The sequence below is a fragment of the Enterobacter sp. PL_is379 genome, assembly GCF_055817355.1.
In genome coordinates this window covers 197,790-218,507 of the sequence record NZ_JBVPGT010000030.1, presented here as the reverse complement: position 1 = coordinate 218,507, position 20,718 = coordinate 197,790, and the positions used below count along the sequence as shown (strand labels likewise).

The window sequence follows — 20,718 nt, the reverse complement described above, 5'->3', positions numbered from 1 at the left end:
GGAGAAGGTCATGAGTAACGTTCAAACAATCAACATTGCGCTGATCGGGTATGGATTTGTCGGTAAAACCTTCCATGCCCCGCTGATCCAGTCTGTGGACGGGATTAAGCTGGCAGTGGTCTCTTCTCGTGATGAAGAGAAGGTTAAACGCGATCTGCCGGACGTACAGGTGGTGGCGACACCGGAAGAGGCCATTCAGCATCCTGATATCGATCTGGTGGTGATTGCCTCCCCCAATGCCACGCACGCCCCGCTGGCGACGCTGGCCCTGAACTCGGGTAAACACGTGGTCGTGGATAAGCCTTTCACCCTCGACATGCAGGAAGCCCGCGACCTGATTGCGCTGGCGGACGAAAAGCAGCTGCTGCTCTCCGTCTTCCATAACCGCCGCTGGGACAGCGATTTCCTCGGCATTAAGCAGATTATTGAGCAAGGCACGCTCGGCAAGGTTAAACACCTGGAGTCGCATATTGACCGCTTCCGCCCGGAAGTGCGCGTGCGCTGGCGCGAGCAGAACGTCCCCGGGAGCGGCCTGTGGTTTGACCTGGGCCCACATCTTATCGACCAGACGCTACAGCTCTTTGGCCTGCCGCAGTCGGTTCAGGGGAATATCGCGACGCTGCGCGACGGCGCAGAAATTAACGACTGGGCGCACGTGGTCTTAAACTACCCGGAGCATAAGGTGATTCTGCACGCCAGCATGCTGGTGGCTGGCGGCACGGCGCGCTTTACCGTCCACGGGGACAAAGGCAGCGTGGTGAAGGCCAGAATCGATCAGCAGGAAGCACAGCTGCTGTCAGGGGTGATCCCGGGCAGTGAAGCCTGGGGCGAAGACAGCGACAGTATGGTGTTCTTTGGGGCTGACGGTGCACCACAGACGATCCCTACCCCGAAAGGCGATCAGCGCCAGTATTACATCAGCGTACGTGATGCGTTACGCGGGAAAATCACCAACCCTGTCCACCCTGTTGAGGCGCTGGCGGTCATGGCCGTGCTGGAAGCGGTGGTGAAGTCGTCGGAGACGGGGTCAACGCAGGCGCTGGCGTTAACGGCTGAAGAGCGTGCTCTGTTGGGTTAAAAACAAGCCGGGTGGCGCTGCGCTTACCCGGCCTACGATTCAGAGCCGTTTGTAGGCCCGTGAAAGCGAAGCGCCGCCGGGCGAGAAGACTACGAACGCTTTTTCGGCATCATGCGCAGAAGAGTATTATCTTTCCAGAAATAGTGATGCATCAGCGCCGCCGCCGCGTGCAGGCCAATCACAAAATAGCCCAGGTTTGCCAGCGTCTCGTGCCACTCCTTCAGCGTATCCACCAGATCAAAATTGGACTCCGCCGCATGCGGCATCGCCAGGCCAAAGGCAAACCAGTCGCTGCCCCGGTTGTACATCATCACAATCCCGATCAGCGGCAGCGCAATAAACAGCAGATACACCACCAGGTGCCCCAGATGAGACATCCCCGTCACCATCGCTTTTGGCTTCGGCTGAATCGGGGGCGCACGGAATTTCAGGCGAACCAGCAGACGCGTCACCATCAGCACCAGAATACCGATCCCGCATGACACGTGGATCATATTGATCGCCGGACGCGCGGTGCGCGGGAAGAAACCTTTGAACTCCATGGCGCAGTAGGCGACGATGATTAACAGAAACACCAGCCAGTGGATGCCGATTTGCAGGCTTGTATATTTAGTGCGCATGTGATTTCCCGATTAAAAACAGTTACCGCGCCAACATAATCCCCTTTCCTTAAAAATTCATTAACTTTTCTGTATGGTTTTTCAAATACTTCCTCCCGCATGAAGCATCTTCAATTGCCGCCCTGCCCGTGATGGTCTAAGCCTGGATGAGTTCAAACTGTCGCATCGACACGTTTACAGGAGAACACCATGAGTAAAATTGGCATTAACGGCTTTGGACGCATTGGGCGCCTTGTCCTGCGTCGCCTTCTTGAAACCCAGGACAGTAATACCGTCGTCGCCATCAACGACCTCACCTCCCCGAAAGTGCTGGCCTACCTGCTCAGGCATGATTCCAACTACGGTGGCTTCCCGTGGAGCGTGGATTTCACCGAGGATGCGCTGATTGTTGACGGTAAAACCATTGCGGTGTACGCCGAAAAAGAGGCGAAGCACATTCCGTGGAAATCCGCCGGTGTGGATATCGTCGTGGAGTGCACCGGCTTTTATACCTCTGAAGAGAAATCACGGGCGCACCTGGACGCCGGCGCGAAGAAAGTGCTGATCTCTGCCCCTGCGGGTGACATGAAAACCATCGTCTACAGCGTGAACGACGACACCATTGACGCTGGTGATACCATCATCTCCGTCGCCTCCTGCACCACCAACTGCCTCGCCCCGCTGGCCAAAGCCCTGAACGATGCGTTTGAAATAAAAGTGGGCACCATGACCACCATTCACGCCTATACCGGTACGCAGGCGCTGGTGGATGGCCCGCGCGGGAAAGATCTTCGCGCCTCGCGGGCGGCGGCAGAGAATATCATTCCGCATACCACCGGTGCCGCCAAAGCCATTGGTCTGGTGATCCCTGCGCTCAGCGGCAAACTGAAAGGCCACGCGCAGCGCGTGCCGGTTAAAACGGGTTCGGTAACCGAGCTGGTGGCCATTCTGGGCAAGAAAGTGACCGTTGAGGAGATCAACGCCGCGCTGAAAAAGGCGACGCAGGGCAATAAATCGTTCGGGTATACCGATGAAGAGATTGTCTCATCAGATGTGATTGGTTCACATTATGGTTCGGTGTTTGACGCCACGCAGACGGAGGTGTCAGAAGCGGGAGAGCTGCAGCTGGTGAAAGCCGTCGCGTGGTATGACAACGAGTATGGTTTCGTGACGCAGCTGGTGCGGACGCTGGATAAGTTTGCGGCGCTGTGATTTTTCCTACCTACCCCTCACCCTAACCCTCTCCCCAAAGGGGCGAGGGGATTGTTCCGTGCCTAAATTATATTACGTGCACCCGTCAGGACAGGATCCTGCTGCAGCTGTTTCCATGCGGCGGTGACGGCCTCAGGGAATTCAACGTGCGTGATAAAATCCCGCCCGGCCGGGCCATAGCCGTTGGCGTCATCATACAGGCGCGGCAGTTCCCCCATAACCAGTGAAAGATAACGGTCAACGGGCCACAGGCCGGTGTTGCCCTCGCTGAATTCCACGCCCTCGTTACCGTTTTGCAGCGTCGGCGTAAACCCGGGATGGCTGACCCACTGCGGCGAAACGGGCTCATCCCGACAAACGCGGGCAAACGTCGCCATCGTGCGGCGCTGCATCGTGGGATCCTGCACCACCAGCACCCGCCCGGTCGTTCGATGATGCTGTTTCAGCATGTTCCAGCTAAAGCGCGCGTTTTCACCGCAGTTGGTGGAGCGATCCTCAACCCACAGCTGCGCCTCGGGGATCTGCCAGAACGCCCGCGCAATGTCGGCAAGAATGCTCGCTTCAGCCCGCCCGGTGACCGGTACGGTGTGGTAACACGGATGATTGCCAATCGCGGTATATAAAAAGCTAGTCGAATGCCCGATGCCGCCGCTAATCAGAAGCGGCACGTCTTGCTGAGAGGCCATCCGGCAGGCCGCGTCAATGGTTGGGATCACCGCGTTTCCTGCCAGAATCACCGCATCGACTTCCGGGAGCGGACGCGTCGCGCTCAGGTCATCCTGCGCCAGCCATTCACCGACAGTATTGATGGCCGCCAGCGTGGCATTCGCCAGAACGGGAAAATGGGGCTGAACCATGGTGAACTCCTCACGTTGTTGAAGCACCGAATTTATCATTTTTCTGAAATAACCAGAAACATCCAAAAATCATCGGGTTGCACCTGCCTATTATGCTTTTGATTTCCAGCCTTACAAAACATTGTATTGTACAGGCGTCATGAAAAAGCACCCAGCGCTACTTATTTCACCGTGATCTGACCAGTTTTATCCCCCCTGCGCTTGCCAAACGCAACATCCAACCCTAAGTTGCTTAACAATTTCACAACCTTTTTCATCATCACAGGTTGCACCTGAAGCGCGCCAGGTGACACCTCTCTCATCATCAACGTGGCGGGGTTTCTGGTCATGACAGAACATGAAAGTACGACGACGGTATTACGAAAAAATAAAAAGGTGTTAATCGCCAGCCTTACCGGGAGCGCCATTGAATGGTTTGACTATTTTCTCTACGGTACGGCGGCCGCGCTGGTCTTCAATAAGATCTTTTTCCCGATGGTCGATCCGGTGATCGGACTCATTCTCTCTTATCTCTCTTTCTCCTTAACCTTCTTTATTCGCCCCATTGGTGGGGTACTTTTCGCCCACATTGGCGACCGCATCGGACGTAAAAAAACCCTCGTGTTGACCCTCTCTTTGATGGGAGGTGCAACCGTCATGATTGGCCTGCTGCCCACGTATGAGATGATTGGCCTGTGGGCGCCCGCTCTGCTGATCCTGATGCGTATCATTCAGGGGATGGGCATTGGCGGTGAATGGGGCGGCGCGCTACTGCTGGCCTATGAATATGCGCCAGAAAAACGTAAAGGCTTCTTCGGCAGTATTCCGCAGGCGGGCGTCACCATCGGTATGCTGATGGCAACTTTTATCGTTTCGCTGATGACCCTGTTCAGCGAGGCGGATTTCCTCTCCTGGGGCTGGCGCATCCCGTTCCTGCTAAGCTCGGTTCTGGTGTTGCTCGGCCTGTGGATCCGCAAAGATATTGATGAAACGCCCGATTTTAAGCGAGTCAAAGCGTCCGGTCAGGTGGCTAAGGCCCCGCTGCGCGATACGCTGAAGCATCACTGGCGTGAAGTGTTGATTGCCGCCGGTCTGAAGGTGGTTGAAACCGCCCCCTTCTACATCTTCTCGACCTTCGTGGTGAGCTATGCCACCAGCACGCTGACGTATCAGAAATCGCAGGCGCTGGAAGCCGTGACGCTGGGTGCGCTGGTGGCGACCATTATGATCCCGCTAATGGGGCTGCTCTCCGATAAGGTAGGCCGTCAGCGCATGTACGCGATCAGCGTCTTCGTGCTGGGCCTGTTTATCGTACCGTGGTTTATGCTGCTCAATACCGGCACCACATGGGGTATCGTGCTCGCGACGATCATCGCCTTTGGCGTGCTGTGGGCCCCTGTCACCGCGGTACTGGGCACGCTGTGCTCTGAAATCTTTAGTGCAAACGTGCGCTACACCGGCATTACTCTAGGCTATCAGCTGGGTGCCGCGCTGGCAGGCGGTACCGCGCCGCTGATTGCGACCGGACTGCTGGCAAAATACGACGGCGACTGGGTGCCGGTGGCCTGGTATCTTGCCGTCACGGTGACCATTTCTTTAATCGCGATTTTCTGCGCCAGCCGCGTTAAGCGCGCCACTCTCATCCAGGCGCAGCCCGAACGTCTCTGACCCTTCCCGGCCCGTCCTGCGGGCCGCTCTTTTTCCTTAAATTTCCCTTCACCATTTGATTAACATGCGTAAATCATATTCACTTGAATTATCATTTGCGGCAGACGTAGAATCGCTAGCCCGCTAATTATTCAATTATTTCTAAGGTAAACGACGTTATGCGCCTGCCCGAACGCGACCCTTATGCTCCTCGCGAGTGGCAGCCACATGAGAAACCCGCTCTGCTGGGTTCGCCCTCCACGCCCGAACACAGTACGCCAAAACGCATTGCCTACGGCGTCGTGGGCCTGCTGGTGTGCCTGACGGGGGCGCTGGGAAATGCGGTGGTGACCGCCAACCTGCAAAATCTGCAGGGGACCTTCGGGGCCTGGTCGACCGAAATCGCCTGGCTGCCCGCGGTCTATGTGATGACCAACATCTCCATCAACCTGCTGCTGGTTAAATTCCGCCAGCAGTACGGCCTGCGCGCCTTTACGGAAGGTTTTCTGGTGCTGTACGTGCTGGTGACCTTTTTCCACCTGTTCGTGAACGACCTCAGCTCGGCGCTGATGGTTCGCGCCGCGCACGGGATGGTGGCCGCCGCGCTCAGCTCGCTGGGGATTTACTATCAGATCCAGGCCTGGCCGGCGAAGCACCGCCTCAAGGCGCTGACCATCGGCATCACCGGATCGTCACTCGCCATCCCGCTGGCCCGCCTGTTTTCGACCGAACTGCTGCAGCTGGACGAGTGGCGCGGGCTCTATTTCTTTGAGCTGGGACTGGCGCTGATCTCCCTGGCCTGCGTCATCGCCTTAAAACTACCGCCGGGCGACCGGCGCAAGGTCTTTGAGAAAAAAGACTTCATCACCTTCTTTTTAATGGCCCCCGGTATGGCCCTGCTCTGCGCCGTGCTCTCCTTAGGCCGTCTTGACTGGTGGTTCGAAGCGCCGTGGATCGGCTGGTCGCTGGCGCTATCGCTGGTGCTGATTGTGGCTGCCATCGTCTTTGAACATAACCGTGCCAACCCGCTGCTGAACACCCGCTGGCTGTCGAGCGGCAGCATCGTTCGTCTGGGGCTGATTATGCTGCTGATCCGTATCGTGCTGGCAGAGCAAAACACCGGCGTCATCGGCTGGCTGCAGTATGTGGGATTACAGAATGAGCAGATGACCTACCTGGCGTGGTCCATTTTCGCCGGGATCGTCTTCGGGATTGTCACCAGCTGTCTCACCATCAAGCCGACGAAACTGGCGTGGCCAATCATCACCTCTCTGGCCCTGATGATTGTTGCCTCGCTGCTGGACAGCCAGTCCAACAACCTGACCCGGCCGGATCAGCTGATGTTGAGCCAGTTCCTGCTGGGCTTTGGCAGCGCCTTCTTCCTGGCGCCCGCCATGCTGGCCGCCATTGGCGGGGTGATCGCCGACCCGCGCAACCTGGTCAGCTTCTCGGTGATGTTTGGCATGAGCCAGAACCTGGGCGGTCTGCTGGGCTCCGCGATCCTCGGCACCTTCCAGACCTGGCGCGAGAAGTACCACTCCAGCCTGCTGGCGGACCAGCTCACCACGCTCAACCCGCTGGTCAACGAGCGAATTCAACTTTATACCCAGATGTATAAAAGCCTGATTGGCGACAGCGCGCTGCTGGGAACGCAGGCGATAACGCAGCTGCAAACGGTCACCGCGCTGGAGGCGAATATTCTGGCTTACAACGATACTTATCTGCTAACGGCGAGCATCGCTGCAGCCACGCTGGTCTGGATTTTATGGCGCTTGCTGCGCCTGCGCATCACTGCCCGTCTGGCGCTGAAGAACGCCACCGGCAACAAATAATTAAAATATTTCTGGAGAGTTTATGAGTCAGCAGGATGCCGCCAAAGAGCAGGCCAACACCCGCAAAAATGTGCGCATTGTTTCCGTTTTCACCGCCGCTGCCATCGGTATTGTCGGCGTTCTGGTGATCCTTTATGCGTGGCAGCTGCCGCCGTTCACTCGCCACGCGCAGTTTACCGATAACGCCTACGTGCGTGGCCAGACGACGTTTATCAGCCCCCAGGTGAATGGCTATATCACCGAGGTGAAGGTTCAGGACTTTGTGCAGGTCAAAAAAGGCGACCTGCTGCTGCAGATTGATGACCGCATTTATCGTCAGCGCGTGCACCAGGCCGAGGCACAGCTGGCGATGAAAATTGCCGCCCTCAATAACAACCTGCAGCAGCGTAAAAGCGCCGAAGCCGTCATCGCAAAAAATGACGCGGCGCTGAAAAACGCCCGCGCCCAGAGCCTGAAAACGCAGGCGGATTTAAAGCGGGTGAAAGAGCTGACGTCAGACGGCTCGCTCTCGATTCGCGAGCGCGACGCGGCGCTGGCCAGTGCCGCTCAGGGTAGCGCCGACATCGACCAGGCGAAAGCGGCGCTTGAGATGTCGCGTCAGGATCTGCAGACGGTGATTGTCAATCGCGGTGCGCTGGAGGCGGATGTTGAAAACGCAAAAGCGGCGCTGGAGCTGGCGCAGATTGACCTGCAAAACACCCGCATTGTGGCGCTGCGTGACGGTCAGCTCGGCCAGATCGCCGTGCGTCTCGGGGCGTATGTGACCGCCGGGACCCATCTCACCACCCTTGTGCCGCCTCAGCACTGGGTCATTGCCAATATTAAAGAGACCCAGCTCGCGGAGCTACGCGTCGGTCAGCCTGTAAAATTCACCGTCGATGCCCTGAACGACAAAGCGTATCAGGGCCGCGTGGAGAGCATTTCGCCTGCAACCGGGGTTGAATTCAGCGCCATCACGCCGGACAACGCCACCGGCAACTTTGTCAAAATAGCCCAGCGTATCCCGGTGCGCATCGAGGTGCTCGGCAAGCCAGAAGATTCCGCGCTGCTGCGTCCGGGTATGTCGGTACAGGTGACCATTGATACGCGGGAGGCGAAGTAATGATCCTTCGCCCGATAGCCGCGCTGGTGGCAGCGGTCATGCTGGCCGGGTGCCAGTCCGTCGATGTCAAACCGGCGCAGCCGACGCTGCACATCCCCACCCAGTGGCGAGCTGACGCCGGCCCTGCCAGCCCGGCGGAGCAGCTCTGGTGGCGCAATTTCCATGACAACAACCTCAACCGCTATGTGGATCAGGCGCTTAAGAATAACAGCGACGTGCTGATCGCCCGCGAACGAATTAACGAGTATCAGGCGCGGGTCTTCGCGGCCGACGGCAGCCTGTTTCCTTCGCTTGACGCGGGCGTAACGGGGACGCGCGCCCGTTCGCAATCCGCCGCGACCGGGCTGCCGGTCTACGGCACGCTGTACAGAGGGAGCCTGACGGCGAGCTATGACGTTGATATCTGGGGCGTCAACCGCAGCACGGCCAATGCCGCCGAAGCCTCGCTGGAGGCGCAAAAAGCCGCCGCTGCCGCCGCGGATTTGACCGTCGCGTCTTCCGTTGCATCCGGCTATGTCACCCTGCTCTCGCTTGACGAACAGCTGCGCGTGACGGAGTCCACGCTGAAATCGCGCGAAGAGGCATTTAACCTTGCGAAACGTCAGTTTGAGACGGGCTACAGTTCGCGCCTGGAGCTGATGCAGTCGGATTCCGAACTTCGCTCAACGCGGGCGCAGGTGCCCGTGCTGCAGCACCAGATTGCGCAGCAGGAGAATGCCCTGAGCCTGCTGCTGGGAAGCAATCCCGGCGCGGTGGCACGCAGCGAAAGCTTTGCGGCGCTGACGCCGCTGACGCTGCCGTCGCAGCTGCCTTCTACGCTCCTGAATCGTCGACCGGATATCGTTCAGGCCGAACGCCAGCTGGTGGCGGCGGATGCCTCGCTCGCGGCGTCACGTGCCAGCCTGCTGCCGTCGATCAACCTGACCGCCACCGGATCGGTTCAGGATCGCACCCTTTCAGGCCTGCTGGACAACCCGCTTCAACTCTGGAGCGTCGGGGGCAGTATTCTCGCCCCGCTGCTGAACCGCCAGGCGCTGAATGCGCAGGTGGATATTTCTCAGTCCCAGCGGAACCAGGCGCTGTACGCCTATGAAAAAACCGTGCGTAACGCGTTTGCCGAAGTGAACAACAGCCTTGATGCGATAAGTCGCTATCAGGAACAGCTGACGGAACTGCTTGCCCAGCAGGATGTGGCCCAGGATACGCTGCGCATTGCGCAGAATCGCTATCGCAACGGTTATTCCTCCTATCTTGACGTGCTGGACGCGCAGCGCACGCTGTTCTCGGTTCAGACCAGCGTGGTGCAGGTGAAAAATAACCTGCTGCTGGCGCAGATTGATTTGTATAAAGCGCTGGGCGGCGGCTGGAAGAGTGCATGAACCCGGCTTGCGCGCTGATGCCCTCACCCCGACCCTCTCCCACAGGGAGAGGGAGAAAAATCCAAGGAGTCAATCTATGCAACAACAATGGTCTGCAGTAGATAATTACATGATTTCTTCGCTTATTCCTGACGATGACGTACTTCAGCAGGTACTGGAAAACAACAAACGCGCCGGGTTACCTGAACACGATGTCGCGGCCAATCAGGGGCAACTGCTGGCGCTGTTCGTGCGCATGACGCAGGCAAGGCGCATTTTTGAGATCGGGACGCTGGGTGCCTATAGCTCTATCTGGATGGCGCGCGCCCTGCCGCCGGACGGAAAGCTGATTACGCTTGAGGCCGATCCCGCGCATGCCAGCGTTGCGCGCCAGAATATTCATCTCGCGGGGCTAAACGAACGTATTGAATTAATTGAAGGCCCGGCCCTGAGCTCGCTGGAGAATTTCGGTGACGTTCCACCGTTCGACCTGATCTTTATCGATGCCGATAAGCCAAACAATCCCGGCTATCTGGAGTGGGCGCTGCACTATTCCCGTCCCGGCACGGTAATCATTGGCGATAACGTGGTGCGCGACGGCGAGGTCATTAACGGGCAAAGCGACGACGCGCGCGTGCTGGGCGTGCGTCGGTTTATTGAGATGACTGGAGATAATCCGCGCTTAACCGCCACCGCGCTGCAAACGGTGGGGGTTAAGGGATGGGATGGGTTTACGCTGGCAATGGTGAACGGGTGAAAAAATGTGCGGGCTGATGCCCTCTCCCACAGGGAGAGGGAGAAAACCGGGTTTTAACCGGAAATCTGCTCCATCGCCTGCAGGATACGTTTATCCGAAATCGGATACGGCGTACCGAGCTGCTGGGCAAAGAAGCTGACGCGCAGCTCCTCGATCATCCAGCGGATCGCCTGCACGTCTTCATCGTCGCGGCGGGCAGGCGGTAGCTTGTTGAGCCACTGCTGCCACGCCTGCTGCACGCTCTCCACTTTCAACATCTGCGCGCGATCGCGGTGCGGGTCGATAGCCATTTTTTCCAGACGTTTTTCAATCGCCTGCAGATAGCGCAGCGTATCGCCCAGGCGCTTAAAGCCGTTGCCGGTGACAAAGCCGCGATAGACCAGCCCCGCCATCTGCGCCTTCACGTCCGAGAGCCCCAGCGCCATGGTCATATCCACGCGCCCCTTCAGGCGCTTGTTGATGTTGAACACGGCGGTGAGGATCTGCTCGACCTGTTTGGCAATCTCCACCACGGTGTCGTTCAGCTCCGCGCGCACCTTTTCATGAAGCTGAGCAAAGCCCTCTTCCGTCCAGACCGGACCGCCCGCCTCGTGGATGAGTTTGTCCACGCCGCAGGAGATGCAGTCGTCAATCAGATCCAGCACCTTGCCGTACGGGTTAAAGTAGAGCCCCAGCTTGGCCTTGTTCGGCAGCTTCTCGTGCAGATACTTGATCGGCGACGGGATGTTGAGCAGCAGCAGGCGACGCAGCCCGCGCCACATCATCTGCTGCTGTTCCTGCGGGTTATCAAACAGTTTGATCGCCACGCTGTCGCGCTCGTCCACCAGCGCAGGCCAGGCTTTCACCTTATAGTTGCCGCGCTTCTGCTCGTAGCTTTCCGGAAGTTGGCCAAAGCTCCAGATGTGCAGCCCGCTCTGCTCGATACCGTCGTCCGCCACCGCAGAGAGCGTCTCCTGGACTTTGCCTTTCAGCGCCTCTTTCAGCTCGCTCAGGGAACGCCCTTCCAGCAGCTTTTTGTTTTTATCGTCCACCACGCGGAAGCTGATTTTCAGGTGATCGGGCACCTGATCCCAGTTCCAGTCGTCGCGGTCGATGGTCGTCCCGGTCATGCGGCGGAATTCACGTTCCAGCGCGTCCAGCAGCGGCAGCTCCAGCGGCGTGACGCGGCCTAAAAACGCTTCCGCGTAGTTTGGCGCAGGCACAAAGTTGCGGCGCACTGGTTTCGGCAGGGATTTGATCAGCGCAATCACCAGCTCGCGGCGCAGGCCGGGGATTTGCCACTCGAACCCGCTCTCGTCCACCTGGTTTAACAGCGGCAGCGGAATGTGGACGGTCACGCCGTCCGCGTCTGCCCCCGGCTCAAACTGATAGGTCAGACGCAGCTTGAGGTTGCCCTGATGCCAGAAGTTCGGGTAGTCGAGCTTGCTGACCGACTCCGCCCCCTCTTTAATCAGCATGCTCTTTTCGAAGTTGAGCAGGTCCGGCGTCTCTTTGCTGGCCTTCTTCCACCAGCTGTCGAAGTGGCGGGCAGAGATAACATCGTGGCTGATACGCTGATCGTAAAACTCAAACAGCGCCTCGTCGTCCACCAGAATGTCGCGGCGGCGGGACTTGTGCTCCAGCTCCTCCACTTCGGCGCGCAGCTTCAGGTTTTCACGGAAGAAGGCGTGGCGCGTCTGCCAGTCGCCCTCCACCAGCGCGTGGCGGATAAACAGCTCGCGACTGAGCGCAGGGTCAATCTGGCTGTAGTTGACCTTACGCGCGGCGACCACCGGCAGGCCGTAAACGGTCACTTTCTCGGTCGCCATCACCGCGCCCTGCGCGCGCTCCCAGTGCGGTTCACTGTACGAGCGCTTAAGCAGGTGCTGCGCCACCGGCTCCACCCATTCCGGATCGATACGTGCGGCAATGCGCCCCCACAGGCGGCTGGTTTCCACCAGCTCCGCAACCATGGTCCATTTCGGCGGCTTCCTGAACAAGCCGGAACCCGGGAAGATGGAGAAACGGGCGTTACGCGCGCCGGTATACTCCTGCTTTTCGGCGTCCTTCATCCCAATGTGGGACAGCAGGCCGGTCAGCAACGCGATATGAATTTCGCGGTACTCCGCCGGTTCGCTGTTGACCGGAATGCCCAGCTCTTTCACCACCTGGCGAAGCTGGGTGTAGATATCCTGCCACTCGCGCACGCGCAGGTAGTTGAGGAAATCCACGCGGCACTGGCGGCGGAACTGGTTCGAGGAGAGCGCCTTCTGCTGCTCGCCGAGGTAGTTCCACAGGTTCACAAAGGCGAGGAAATCGGACTCTTTGTCGTGGAAGCGGCGGTGCTTTTCGTCCGACGCCTGCTGTTTGTCCATCGGACGCTCGCGCGGATCCTGAATGGAGAGCGCCGAGGTAATGATCATCGCCTCGCGCACGCAGCCGTGCTTTTGCGCTTCCAGCACCATGCGTGCCAGACGCGGGTCGACCGGCAACTGGCTGAGCTGGCGACCCAGCGGCGTCAGCTTGTAGACCGTCGCCTGCTCGTCGGTGGTAATCGCCCCGAGCTCTTCCAGCAGACGCACACCGTCCTGAATGTTGCGTTTGTCCGGCGCTTCGACGAACGGGAACGCCGCGATGTCGCCCAGCCCCAGGGCGGTCATCTGCAGGATAACGGACGCCAGGTTGGTGCGCAGAATTTCCGGGTCGGTGAATTCCGGACGCGACAGGAAATCGTCTTCGGAATAGAGACGAATACAGATCCCTTCAGACACGCGCCCGCAGCGGCCCTTACGCTGGTTAGCAGACGCCTGCGAAACGGGCTCAATCGGCAGGCGCTGGACCTTGGTGCGGTAGCTGTAGCGGCTGATGCGCGCCGTACCCGGATCGATCACGTATTTAATGCCCGGCACGGTGAGCGAGGTTTCCGCCACGTTGGTCGCCAGGACGATGCGGCGTCCGCTGTGCGGCTGGAAGACGCGGTTCTGTTCGCTATTGGACAGGCGGGCATACAGCGGCAGGATCTCGGTGTGGCGCAGGTCGCGCTTGCTGAGCGCATCGGCGGTATCGCGAATTTCGCGCTCGCCGCTCATGAAGATCAGAATATCGCCCGCGCTTTCGTTACCCAGCTCGTCAACGGCATCAAAAATCGCCTGCAGCTGGTCGCGCTCGGTATCATCCGCCTCTTCAACAATCGGGCGATAGCGCACCTCGACCGGATAGGTACGACCAGAGACTTCGATAATCGGCGCATTGTTGAAGTGCTTCGAGAAGCGCTCCGGGTCGATGGTCGCGGAGGTGATGATAACTTTCAGATCCGGGCGACGCGGCAGCAGCTCTTTCAGGTAGCCGAGCAGGAAATCAATGTTCAGGCTACGCTCGTGCGCTTCGTCAATGATGATGGTGTCATACTGCATCAGCAGGCGATCCTGCTGAATTTCCGCCAGCAGAATACCGTCGGTCATCAGCTTGACCATGGTGTTATCGCTAACGTGGTCGCTGAATCGCACCTTGTAGCCGATGCAGCCGCCCGGCTCCGTCTGCAGCTCTTCGGCAATACGGTTGGCAACGGTGCGCGCCGCCAGACGACGCGGCTGGGTGTGGCCAATCAGGCCTTTGATCCCGCGGCCCAGCTCCATACAGATTTTCGGCAGCTGGGTGGTTTTCCCCGAACCGGTTTCCCCCGCGACAATCACCACCTGGTGGTCGCGTACGGCCTCGAGAATGTCCTGTTTCTTCTGGCTGACGGGCAGGTTTTCCGGATAGGTAATCGCCGGACGTGCGGCTTCGCGCAGCACAACTTTCCCTGCAGCCTGTTCAATCTCTTTCGCCATCTCCTGGTAAATGGCCTGTTGTGCATCAGGATTTTTAACCTTCTTGACGCCGTGCAGACGGCGGGCGAAGCGCTGTTTGTCGCGCAGCGTCAGAGAATCAAGCTGTTGCAGGAGCATCGGGAAGGTGAATTTTTGTTGTTCTGTCATAGCGTTAAAGGGCAGTACACGCCCTGATAAACTCTCTTTTTAATGATTGCTATAGAGTACCACATCGGCGCCTTTCGCGCCTTATTCAAAAAATTCGAACATAGGCTTCGATATATTGCGCTATCTCTGTGGCAGGATTGTGAATAGAGTGTCAACAAGCAACGGGGCAACCCCCTTCAATCAAATGCAACAACAGGAATCACCCATGAGCAAAGTATTAGTTTTGAAATCCAGCATTCTGGCAGGGTACTCTCAGTCTGGTCAGCTGTCTGATTACTTCGTTGAACAGTGGCGTGAACAGCATTCTGCTGACGAAATCACCGTGCGTGACCTGGCTGCAAACCCAATTCCTGTGCTGGACGGTGAGCTGGTTGGCGCGCTGCGCCCAAGCGATGCACCGCTGTCTCCGCGTCAGCAGGAAGCGCTGGCCCTGTCCGACGAACTGATTGCTGAGCTGCAGGCGCACGACGTTATCGTCATCAACGCCCCAATGTACAACTTCAACATCCCAACCCAGCTGAAGAACTACTTCGACCTGGTAGCGCGCGCTGGCGTAACCTTCCGTTACACCGAGAACGGCCCGGAAGGTCTGGTGAAAGGTAAACGTGCGATCGTCCTGACCAGCCGCGGTGGCATCCATAAAGACACCCCAACCGACCTGGTTGCGCCATACCTGAGCCTGTTCCTCGGCTTCATCGGCATCACTGACGTGAACTTCGTGTTCGCGGAAGGTATCGCTTACGGTCCGGAAGTGGCGACCAAAGCGCAAACCGACGCGAAAGCCGCAATCGACAGCCTGGTTGCAGCGTAAGACTTCACCCTCTCACCGCCCGGTGGGAGGGTTTTTCTTTTCCCCGCTTTTCGTTATCATCCGCTCCCACTCTCCAGCCGGGCGGCCTGATGTCTGTAATCGTCGATAACTTTATTGCCCCACCTTGTCTCGATGAGATCGAAATTCTCTGGCAGGACGAGCATCTGCTGCTGATCGATAAGCCTTCCGGCCTGCTCAGCCTCTCGGGCAAAAATCCGCAAAACCTTGATTCCGTCCATTATCGTCTGGTTCAGACGTTCCCCGGCTGCACGCTGGTGCACCGTCTGGATTTTGGCACGTCCGGGCTGATGGTGGTTGCGCGCAATAAAGCCATCAACGCGGCGCTGTGCCAGCAGTTCAGCCAGCGCAGCGTGGAGAAAGCCTACAGCGCCCTGCTTTGCGGACATGTGGAAAATGACGAAGGTGTAATCGATGCGCCGATTGCCAAAGACCCGGCGCTGTTCCCGCTGATGTCGATCTGCGCCATCACCGGTAAACCCGCCCGCTCCCGCTATCGGGTGGTGGAACGGTTTTATCAGGGGACGGGGCTGCCGTTAACGCGGGTGAAACTGATCCCGGAGACCGGGCGAACCCATCAGCTGCGTATTCACTGCCAGCAGCTGGGGCACCCTATTCTGGGCTGCGATCTGTATGGCGGTCTTGACGTGCCGGGCGCTGAAGAAACGCCCCGGCTGATGCTGCATGCCAGCGAGCTGAATTTTATTCATCCCGTGAGCGGCGAGCCGGTTAACGCCCGTCACGCCGCCCCGTTCTGAATGCGGTTTACCACATCAAATCGTCAGGGATTTTGAAGTCCGCGTACGGATCGTCTTCGTCCTGCTCTTCCTGGCTGAGCGCGCTGTTTAACACGATGCTGTCGGCATCGCGCTGGGCAATTTTATCGGCCACCACTGCCGGAATGATCGCGTAGTCGCAGTCACCGTTAGCATTTAGCACCAGACGCGCAATCGCCAGACGGCCATTGATCAGCTGGGTCTGCGTTTGCTTATCGACTTCAATCTTTTTAATCAGCGTACCGTCGGTAAAGTTAAAGGTGATGTTGCCTTTTGCCACGGTGATGCGGTTCATCTCAATTAGCTGCTTCACCTGCGCCTTAAACTCTTTCGCCAGCACGGCCTGCTTCTGCTGCTCGCTCAGCAGCTTGTCACGCTCGATCTGCGCCTTCTTGTTCTCTTCGACCGCTTCACGGGCCTCACGCGCCTGCACGCGTGATTTCTTTGCCGTACGCTGCACTTTCGCCGCTTTCTTGCTGCTGACGAGGCCCGCTTTCAGCATCTGCTCTTGTAAGGTGAGTTTTGTCATGATTGTTTCTAAACCGGTTGGAAATTTTGGGGATTATAGCGGGAATTGAGGAAAGAGTGCGACATTAGCAGAATCGTAGGCCGGGTAAGCGCAGCGACACCTCGCGCATTACACTTCATGAAGTTCGCTCATGTTGCAGTGAAATTAAGTCACTTCCCCTGCGCCGCGGGCTCAGGCATAAATTATGCATTGGTAACTTCTTAGCAACATGAACTTAGGATGCATAACCACAATGAGCAAAGCTTTCACATATAACCTTAAGCGCAGTTGCTTCGATGAGAATTACAACCCGTCAGAAAATACGCGTACGACCACTAACTTTGCCAACCTGGCCCGCGGGGAAAAACGTCAGGAGAACCTGCGCAATACCCTGGTGATGATCAACAACCGCTTCAACGCCTTAGCGCGCTGGGATAACCCAAATGCCGATCGCTACGCGGTTGAGCTTGAAATCATCTCTGTCGATTTGAACATTGGCGCGGAAAAACCGTTCCCGGCCATTGAGATATTGCAAACGTATATTGTCGACAAGAAAAACAACCAGCGCATCCCTGGCATCGTCGGGAATAACTTCTCGTCTTACGTGCGGGATTATGATTTCAGCGTCCTGCTGCTGGAGCATAACAAGAACCAGCAGCACTTCAGCATTCCGGAAAAGTTTGGCGAGCTGCACGGCAATATTTTCCGCCACTTTGTGAACTCACCGGAATACAAAGAGAACTTCACAAAAGGACCGGTGATTTGCCTGAGCGTCTCCAGCAAAGACACCTACCGCCGCACCGGTAATCAGCACCCCGTGCTGGGCGTTGAGTATCAGCCGGATGGCGAATCGCTAACGGAGCAGTACTTCGCGAAGATGGGCCTGAGCGTGCGCTACTTCATGCCGGAACACAGCGTGGCGCCGTTCGCGTTCTTCTTTACCGGGGATTTGCTGAGCGATTACACCGATCTGGAACTGATTGCCACCATCAGCACGATGGAGACGTTCCAGAAGATCTATCGCCCGGAAATTTATAACGCCAACTCGGCGGCCGGACTGTTCTACCGACCGGATCTGAACCAGCAGGATCACTCCTTAACCAAAATTGTGTATGACCGGGAAGAGCGAAGCCGTCTGGCGATTGAACAGGGTCGATTTACTGAAGAGTACTTCATTAAGCCTTACAAACACATTCTTGAGCAGTGGTCTGATAACTACACGCTTTAATACTTCAAAAAAGGTCTCTTATTATGAAAACATTGCTCCCGACTTCAACGGCTGGCAGCCTGCCTAAGCCGACCTGGCTTGCGCAACCTGAAACGCTGTGGTCACCCTGGAAATTGCAGGATCAGGAACTGCTGGCGGGCAAGCAGGATGCGCTGCGCCTGTCTCTGGATGAGCAGATCCGTGCGGGAATCGATATCGTCAGCGACGGGGAACAGACCCGTCAGCACTTCGTCACCACCTTTATTGAACACCTGAGCGGCGTCGATTTTGAGAACCGCCAGACGGTGCGCATTCGTAACCGCTATGACGCCAGCGTGCCGACCGTGGTCTCCGCCGTCGCGCGCCAGAAACCGGTCTTCGTCGGCGATGCAAAATACCTGCGCCAGCTCACGGACAAGCCAATCAAATGGGCCCTGCCCGGGCCGATGACCATGATCGATACCCTTTACGACGCGCACTATAAAAGCCGCGAAAAGCTGGCCTGGGAATTCGCCAAAATCCTCAATCAGGAAGCGCGAGAGCTAGAGGCCGCAGGCGTGGATATTATCCAGTTTGATGAACCGGCGTTTAACGTCTTTTTTGATGAGGTCAACGACTGGGGTATTGCCGCGCTGGAGCGCGCCATTGAAGGGCTGAAGTGCGAGACCGCGGTACACATCTGCTACGGCTACGGCATCAAGGCCAATACCGACTGGAAAAAGACGCTCGGATCCGAGTGGCGCCAGTACGAAGAGGCCTTCCCTAAGCTGCAGACCTCTAACATCGACATCATCTCTCTGGAGTGCCACAACTCCCGCGTGCCGATGGATCTGCTGGAGCTGATCCGCGGCAAGAAAGTGATGGTTGGCGCGATTGACGTGGCAACCAACACGGTTGAAACGCCGGAGGAAGTGGCCGATACGCTGCGTAAAGCGCTGCAGTTTGTCGATGCCGACAAGCTGTATCCGTCAACCAACTGCGGTATGGCTCCCCTCTCCCGTGAGGTCGCTAACGGCAAGCTGAAAGCACTTAGCGCTGGCGCAGAGATTATCCGCAAAGAGCTTGGCGCGTAATCCCCTTACCTTTGCCAGTAAAGCGGCGTACCAAAGCGCTCGACGTAATAATCAATTACCGCCCTGACGTTCAGGGGCGGATGTCGGGCATCAGGATAGATCGCCGCAATAGCCTGCTGTTCCGTATTGATGGCACACTCCAGCGCGGGCAGGAGCGGAATCAGCTCACCGCGCTGGAGCTGTTCACTCACCAGCCAGTCCGGGAACAGCACGATCCCCATTCCACCCAGCGCCGCAGCGAGTAACGCCTCCGCATTATTGGAGGTCATCAATGGCGTCACGGGATAGTGTATCCACGCCTCGCCCTTCCTGCGAAAGAGCCAGCGGTTTGGCCCTGACGATCCGCGATAGACAAGACAGTGATGACGGTTCAGATCGTCCGGTCCGTCAGGTGCACCATGTTTACGCACGTAATCCGGCGACGCGGCCAGATGATAAACCTGCTGCCCGAACACTCGCGCATGAAACGAGGAGTCCGTCAGCACGCCAATCCGAAATATAACATCCGCCGCATCCCGGTGGGGATCGATAAAATCATCGGTCAGCGTCAGCTCTACGCTCAGGCGAGGATAGCGTTCCGACAGGCCGGGAAGTCCTGGGGCTATGTGCTTCTGGCCGAAAAACACCGGTCCGTTAATGCGGATCGCACCGGACGGTTCCACCGCACGCGCGTCCAGCTCCCGGCGCGCCTCTTCCAGATTTTCCGCCATCGACCGGGCGTAGCGAACAAACAGATGACCGCTTTCCGTGGGAATGACGGCCCGCGTATTGCGATAGAAAAGCTGCTGCCCGAGCGCGTCCTCAAGCTGGTGGATCACGCGCGATATCTGCGAGGCCGATATCCCCTGCCGCCGCGCCACGACGGAGAAGTTCTGCGCTTCATACACATCGATAAAGATCAGCAGCGCGCGGATGTTGATGTTGCTGGCGTCAACCATTAATGCATTTCTCGCAAAGGTGTTTCCAGCATTATGGCATTTTTCTCATTGAACAACCCACGTAATCTTCTCCGCCTGAAAACGGAGGAAGAAGAATGCAGTTTGTTTTGATTTTACTGGTGATTGCCGGCGGGATGGGCCTCTCCGTCGAGGCGGGACTGCTGGGACCGCTGGGGGGAAAGGTCGGGGATTTGTGGGCGACGTTCAGCATTTTTGGCGTCGGCGCCGCGCTAACGTTTCTGCTGATGCTGTTTTTCAGCCCGCGCAACAGCCCGTCATTTTTCGCACAGCCCGGCTGGCAGCTGCTCGGTGGCGTGCTCGGGCCAGTGTACGTGGTCATCCTGACCGTGGCGACACCCACCATCGGCATCGCCATGACCATGATTGGCATTCTGGCCGGCCAGGTCTTTAAAAGCCTGATCATTGACCATTATGGTCTGCTGGGTTCGCCACACAGGAAGATAAACGCGAAGCGCATTATTGCACTGGTTTTCATCATTGCGGCACTGATTCTGGTCGCACAGGGGTAACGTATGACACTGATTATGATCCTTCTGGCCGTGTGCGGCGGCGCGACGCTGAGCATTCAGGCCGCCATTAACGGACAGCTCGGCAGCAGCGTGGGCGTTTTTAAAAGCGCGTTTCTGACGTTTTCCGTCGGCGCGCTGGTGACCGCCCTGCTCATTTTCTTCTTTGAGCCTGAGCAGTCGGCTACGCTGCTGGACGTGCCGAAATGGCAGCTTCTCGGAGCAATGTTCGGCGTGCCCTATATCGTGATTATGGTACTCGCCGTACAGCGCATCGGCACCGCCGTCGCCACGGTGGCGGTCATCTTTGGCCAGCTCGCCATGAGCATGCTGATTGATCACTTTGGCTGGCTGGGTAATCCCGCCATTTCCTTTTCAACGAGTCGTCTGGGGGCGGTAGTCTGCCTGGGGATTGCGCTTGTCTTTATTTACTCGGGTAGTAAAACCCGTTCTGCCGGGGCATGACATCACACCTTGCGGACA

At 57.7% G+C, this 20,718-nt stretch carries 18 protein-coding genes; 13 read left to right on the top strand and 5 right to left on the bottom strand.

What is annotated here, in order from left to right; translation table 11 throughout:
* Window positions 1-10 precede the first annotated feature (10 nt).
* Window positions 11-1,078, top strand: a complete 1,068-nt coding sequence (locus tag AC0TOY_RS15260; RefSeq protein ID WP_473722061.1) for an oxidoreductase — start codon at window positions 11-13, stop codon at window positions 1,076-1,078.
* 89 nt (window positions 1,079-1,167) lie between these two features.
* Here AC0TOY_RS15260 and cybB read toward each other — a convergent pair whose 3' ends face one another.
* Window positions 1,168-1,698 carry a cytochrome b561 gene (gene cybB, locus AC0TOY_RS15255; RefSeq protein WP_473722060.1) on the bottom strand — a complete coding sequence of 177 codons (531 nt, stop codon included), beginning with the start codon at window positions 1,696-1,698 and terminating at the stop codon, window positions 1,168-1,170.
* 189 nt (window positions 1,699-1,887) lie between these two features.
* Between cybB and gap the strand changes: the two genes are divergently transcribed.
* Entirely contained in the window at window positions 1,888-2,889 is a 1,002-nt protein-coding gene (gene gap / locus AC0TOY_RS15250) for a type I glyceraldehyde-3-phosphate dehydrogenase (RefSeq protein ID WP_473722059.1), read from the top strand.
* Window positions 2,890-2,951: 62 nt separating this feature from the next.
* Here gap and AC0TOY_RS15245 read toward each other — a convergent pair whose 3' ends face one another.
* A complete protein-coding gene (locus tag AC0TOY_RS15245; protein ID WP_473722058.1) occupies window positions 2,952-3,746 on the bottom strand; it encodes a YdcF family protein in 795 nt (264 codons plus the stop codon).
* 327 nt (window positions 3,747-4,073) lie between these two features.
* Between AC0TOY_RS15245 and AC0TOY_RS15240 the strand changes: the two genes are divergently transcribed.
* The 5 genes from AC0TOY_RS15240 to AC0TOY_RS15220 all read left to right on the top strand — a co-directional run bounded on the left by AC0TOY_RS15240 (window position 4,074) and on the right by AC0TOY_RS15220 (window position 10,421).
* Window positions 4,074-5,393 carry an MFS transporter gene (locus AC0TOY_RS15240; protein WP_090418188.1) on the top strand — a complete coding sequence of 440 codons (1,320 nt, stop codon included), beginning with the start codon at window positions 4,074-4,076 and terminating at the stop codon, window positions 5,391-5,393.
* 158 nt (window positions 5,394-5,551) lie between these two features.
* Complete coding sequence (locus tag AC0TOY_RS15235; protein WP_473722057.1) at window positions 5,552-7,204, top strand: MFS transporter; 1,653 nt, start codon at window positions 5,552-5,554, stop codon at window positions 7,202-7,204.
* A gap of 22 nt (window positions 7,205-7,226) precedes the next feature.
* Window positions 7,227-8,306 carry an HlyD family secretion protein gene (locus AC0TOY_RS15230; protein ID WP_473722056.1) on the top strand — a complete coding sequence of 360 codons (1,080 nt, stop codon included), beginning with the start codon at window positions 7,227-7,229 and terminating at the stop codon, window positions 8,304-8,306.
* Entirely contained in the window at window positions 8,306-9,685 is a 1,380-nt protein-coding gene (locus tag AC0TOY_RS15225; protein WP_473722055.1) for an efflux transporter outer membrane subunit, read from the top strand. The genes AC0TOY_RS15230 and AC0TOY_RS15225 overlap by 1 nt, the downstream gene beginning before the upstream one ends.
* A gap of 76 nt (window positions 9,686-9,761) precedes the next feature.
* Window positions 9,762-10,421: an O-methyltransferase gene (locus AC0TOY_RS15220; protein WP_473722054.1), complete on the top strand. Its 660-nt coding sequence runs from the start codon at window positions 9,762-9,764 to the stop codon at window positions 10,419-10,421.
* A gap of 53 nt (window positions 10,422-10,474) precedes the next feature.
* Here the strand turns inward: AC0TOY_RS15220 and hrpA are convergent, their stop codons facing one another.
* Window positions 10,475-14,377, bottom strand: coding sequence for an ATP-dependent RNA helicase HrpA (gene hrpA, locus AC0TOY_RS15215; protein WP_473722053.1), 3,903 nt, complete (start codon window positions 14,375-14,377; stop codon window positions 10,475-10,477).
* A gap of 205 nt (window positions 14,378-14,582) precedes the next feature.
* Here hrpA and azoR point away from each other — a divergent pair, with 205 nt between their 5' ends.
* The gene (gene azoR, locus AC0TOY_RS15210) at window positions 14,583-15,188 is read left to right on the top strand and encodes an FMN-dependent NADH-azoreductase (RefSeq protein WP_008502313.1); all 606 of its coding nucleotides are present in this window, start codon (window positions 14,583-14,585) and stop codon (window positions 15,186-15,188) included.
* An 89-nt stretch (window positions 15,189-15,277) separates the two neighbouring features.
* Window positions 15,278-15,964, top strand: coding sequence for an RluA family pseudouridine synthase (locus AC0TOY_RS15205; protein WP_048990896.1), 687 nt, complete (start codon window positions 15,278-15,280; stop codon window positions 15,962-15,964).
* A 7-nt stretch (window positions 15,965-15,971) separates the two neighbouring features.
* Here the strand turns inward: AC0TOY_RS15205 and AC0TOY_RS15200 are convergent, their stop codons facing one another.
* Complete coding sequence (locus AC0TOY_RS15200) at window positions 15,972-16,511, bottom strand: DUF2058 domain-containing protein (protein WP_008502315.1); 540 nt, start codon at window positions 16,509-16,511, stop codon at window positions 15,972-15,974.
* 232 nt (window positions 16,512-16,743) lie between these two features.
* On the opposite strand from AC0TOY_RS15200, the gene AC0TOY_RS15195 reads away from it, so the two are divergent.
* On the top strand, window positions 16,744-17,718 hold the full coding sequence (locus AC0TOY_RS15195; protein WP_290094912.1) for a DUF1852 domain-containing protein: 975 nt from the start codon (window positions 16,744-16,746) through the stop codon (window positions 17,716-17,718).
* A 23-nt stretch (window positions 17,719-17,741) separates the two neighbouring features.
* A complete protein-coding gene (locus tag AC0TOY_RS15190) occupies window positions 17,742-18,770 on the top strand; it encodes a methionine synthase (RefSeq protein ID WP_473722052.1) in 1,029 nt (342 codons plus the stop codon).
* Window positions 18,771-18,775: 5 nt separating this feature from the next.
* On the opposite strand, the gene AC0TOY_RS15185 is transcribed toward AC0TOY_RS15190, so the two are convergent.
* Entirely contained in the window at window positions 18,776-19,708 is a 933-nt protein-coding gene (locus tag AC0TOY_RS15185) for a LysR family transcriptional regulator (RefSeq protein ID WP_473722051.1), read from the bottom strand.
* Between the two features lie 95 nt (window positions 19,709-19,803).
* Here AC0TOY_RS15185 and AC0TOY_RS15180 point away from each other — a divergent pair, with 95 nt between their 5' ends.
* Window positions 19,804-20,238, top strand: coding sequence for a DMT family transporter (locus AC0TOY_RS15180; protein WP_157189127.1), 435 nt, complete (start codon window positions 19,804-19,806; stop codon window positions 20,236-20,238).
* Window positions 20,239-20,241: 3 nt separating this feature from the next.
* Window positions 20,242-20,700, top strand: coding sequence for a DMT family transporter (locus AC0TOY_RS15175; RefSeq protein ID WP_473722050.1), 459 nt, complete (start codon window positions 20,242-20,244; stop codon window positions 20,698-20,700).
* The last annotated feature ends 18 nt before the right edge of the window (window positions 20,701-20,718 follow it).

Bases quoted from the DNA above. Each gene is read 5' to 3' on its own strand.
- AC0TOY_RS15260 (WP_473722061.1), top strand. From the start codon at position 11: ATGAGTAACGTTCAAACAATCAACATTGCGCTGATCGGGTATGGATTT.
- cybB (WP_473722060.1), bottom strand. From the start codon at position 1,698: ATGCGCACTAAATATACAAGCCTGCAAATCGGCATCCACTGGCTGGTG.
- gap (WP_473722059.1), top strand. From the start codon at position 1,888: ATGAGTAAAATTGGCATTAACGGCTTTGGACGCATTGGGCGCCTTGTC.
- AC0TOY_RS15245 (WP_473722058.1), bottom strand. From the start codon at position 3,746: ATGGTTCAGCCCCATTTTCCCGTTCTGGCGAATGCCACGCTGGCGGCC.
- AC0TOY_RS15240 (WP_090418188.1), top strand. From the start codon at position 4,074: ATGACAGAACATGAAAGTACGACGACGGTATTACGAAAAAATAAAAAG.
- AC0TOY_RS15235 (WP_473722057.1), top strand. From the start codon at position 5,552: ATGCGCCTGCCCGAACGCGACCCTTATGCTCCTCGCGAGTGGCAGCCA.
- AC0TOY_RS15230 (WP_473722056.1), top strand. From the start codon at position 7,227: ATGAGTCAGCAGGATGCCGCCAAAGAGCAGGCCAACACCCGCAAAAAT.
- AC0TOY_RS15225 (WP_473722055.1), top strand. From the start codon at position 8,306: ATGATCCTTCGCCCGATAGCCGCGCTGGTGGCAGCGGTCATGCTGGCC.
- AC0TOY_RS15220 (WP_473722054.1), top strand. From the start codon at position 9,762: ATGCAACAACAATGGTCTGCAGTAGATAATTACATGATTTCTTCGCTT.
- hrpA (WP_473722053.1), bottom strand. From the start codon at position 14,377: ATGACAGAACAACAAAAATTCACCTTCCCGATGCTCCTGCAACAGCTT.
- azoR (WP_008502313.1), top strand. From the start codon at position 14,583: ATGAGCAAAGTATTAGTTTTGAAATCCAGCATTCTGGCAGGGTACTCT.
- AC0TOY_RS15205 (WP_048990896.1), top strand. From the start codon at position 15,278: ATGTCTGTAATCGTCGATAACTTTATTGCCCCACCTTGTCTCGATGAG.
- AC0TOY_RS15200 (WP_008502315.1), bottom strand. From the start codon at position 16,511: ATGACAAAACTCACCTTACAAGAGCAGATGCTGAAAGCGGGCCTCGTC.
- AC0TOY_RS15195 (WP_290094912.1), top strand. From the start codon at position 16,744: ATGAGCAAAGCTTTCACATATAACCTTAAGCGCAGTTGCTTCGATGAG.
- AC0TOY_RS15190 (WP_473722052.1), top strand. From the start codon at position 17,742: ATGAAAACATTGCTCCCGACTTCAACGGCTGGCAGCCTGCCTAAGCCG.
- AC0TOY_RS15185 (WP_473722051.1), bottom strand. From the start codon at position 19,708: ATGGTTGACGCCAGCAACATCAACATCCGCGCGCTGCTGATCTTTATC.
- AC0TOY_RS15180 (WP_157189127.1), top strand. From the start codon at position 19,804: ATGCAGTTTGTTTTGATTTTACTGGTGATTGCCGGCGGGATGGGCCTC.
- AC0TOY_RS15175 (WP_473722050.1), top strand. From the start codon at position 20,242: ATGACACTGATTATGATCCTTCTGGCCGTGTGCGGCGGCGCGACGCTG.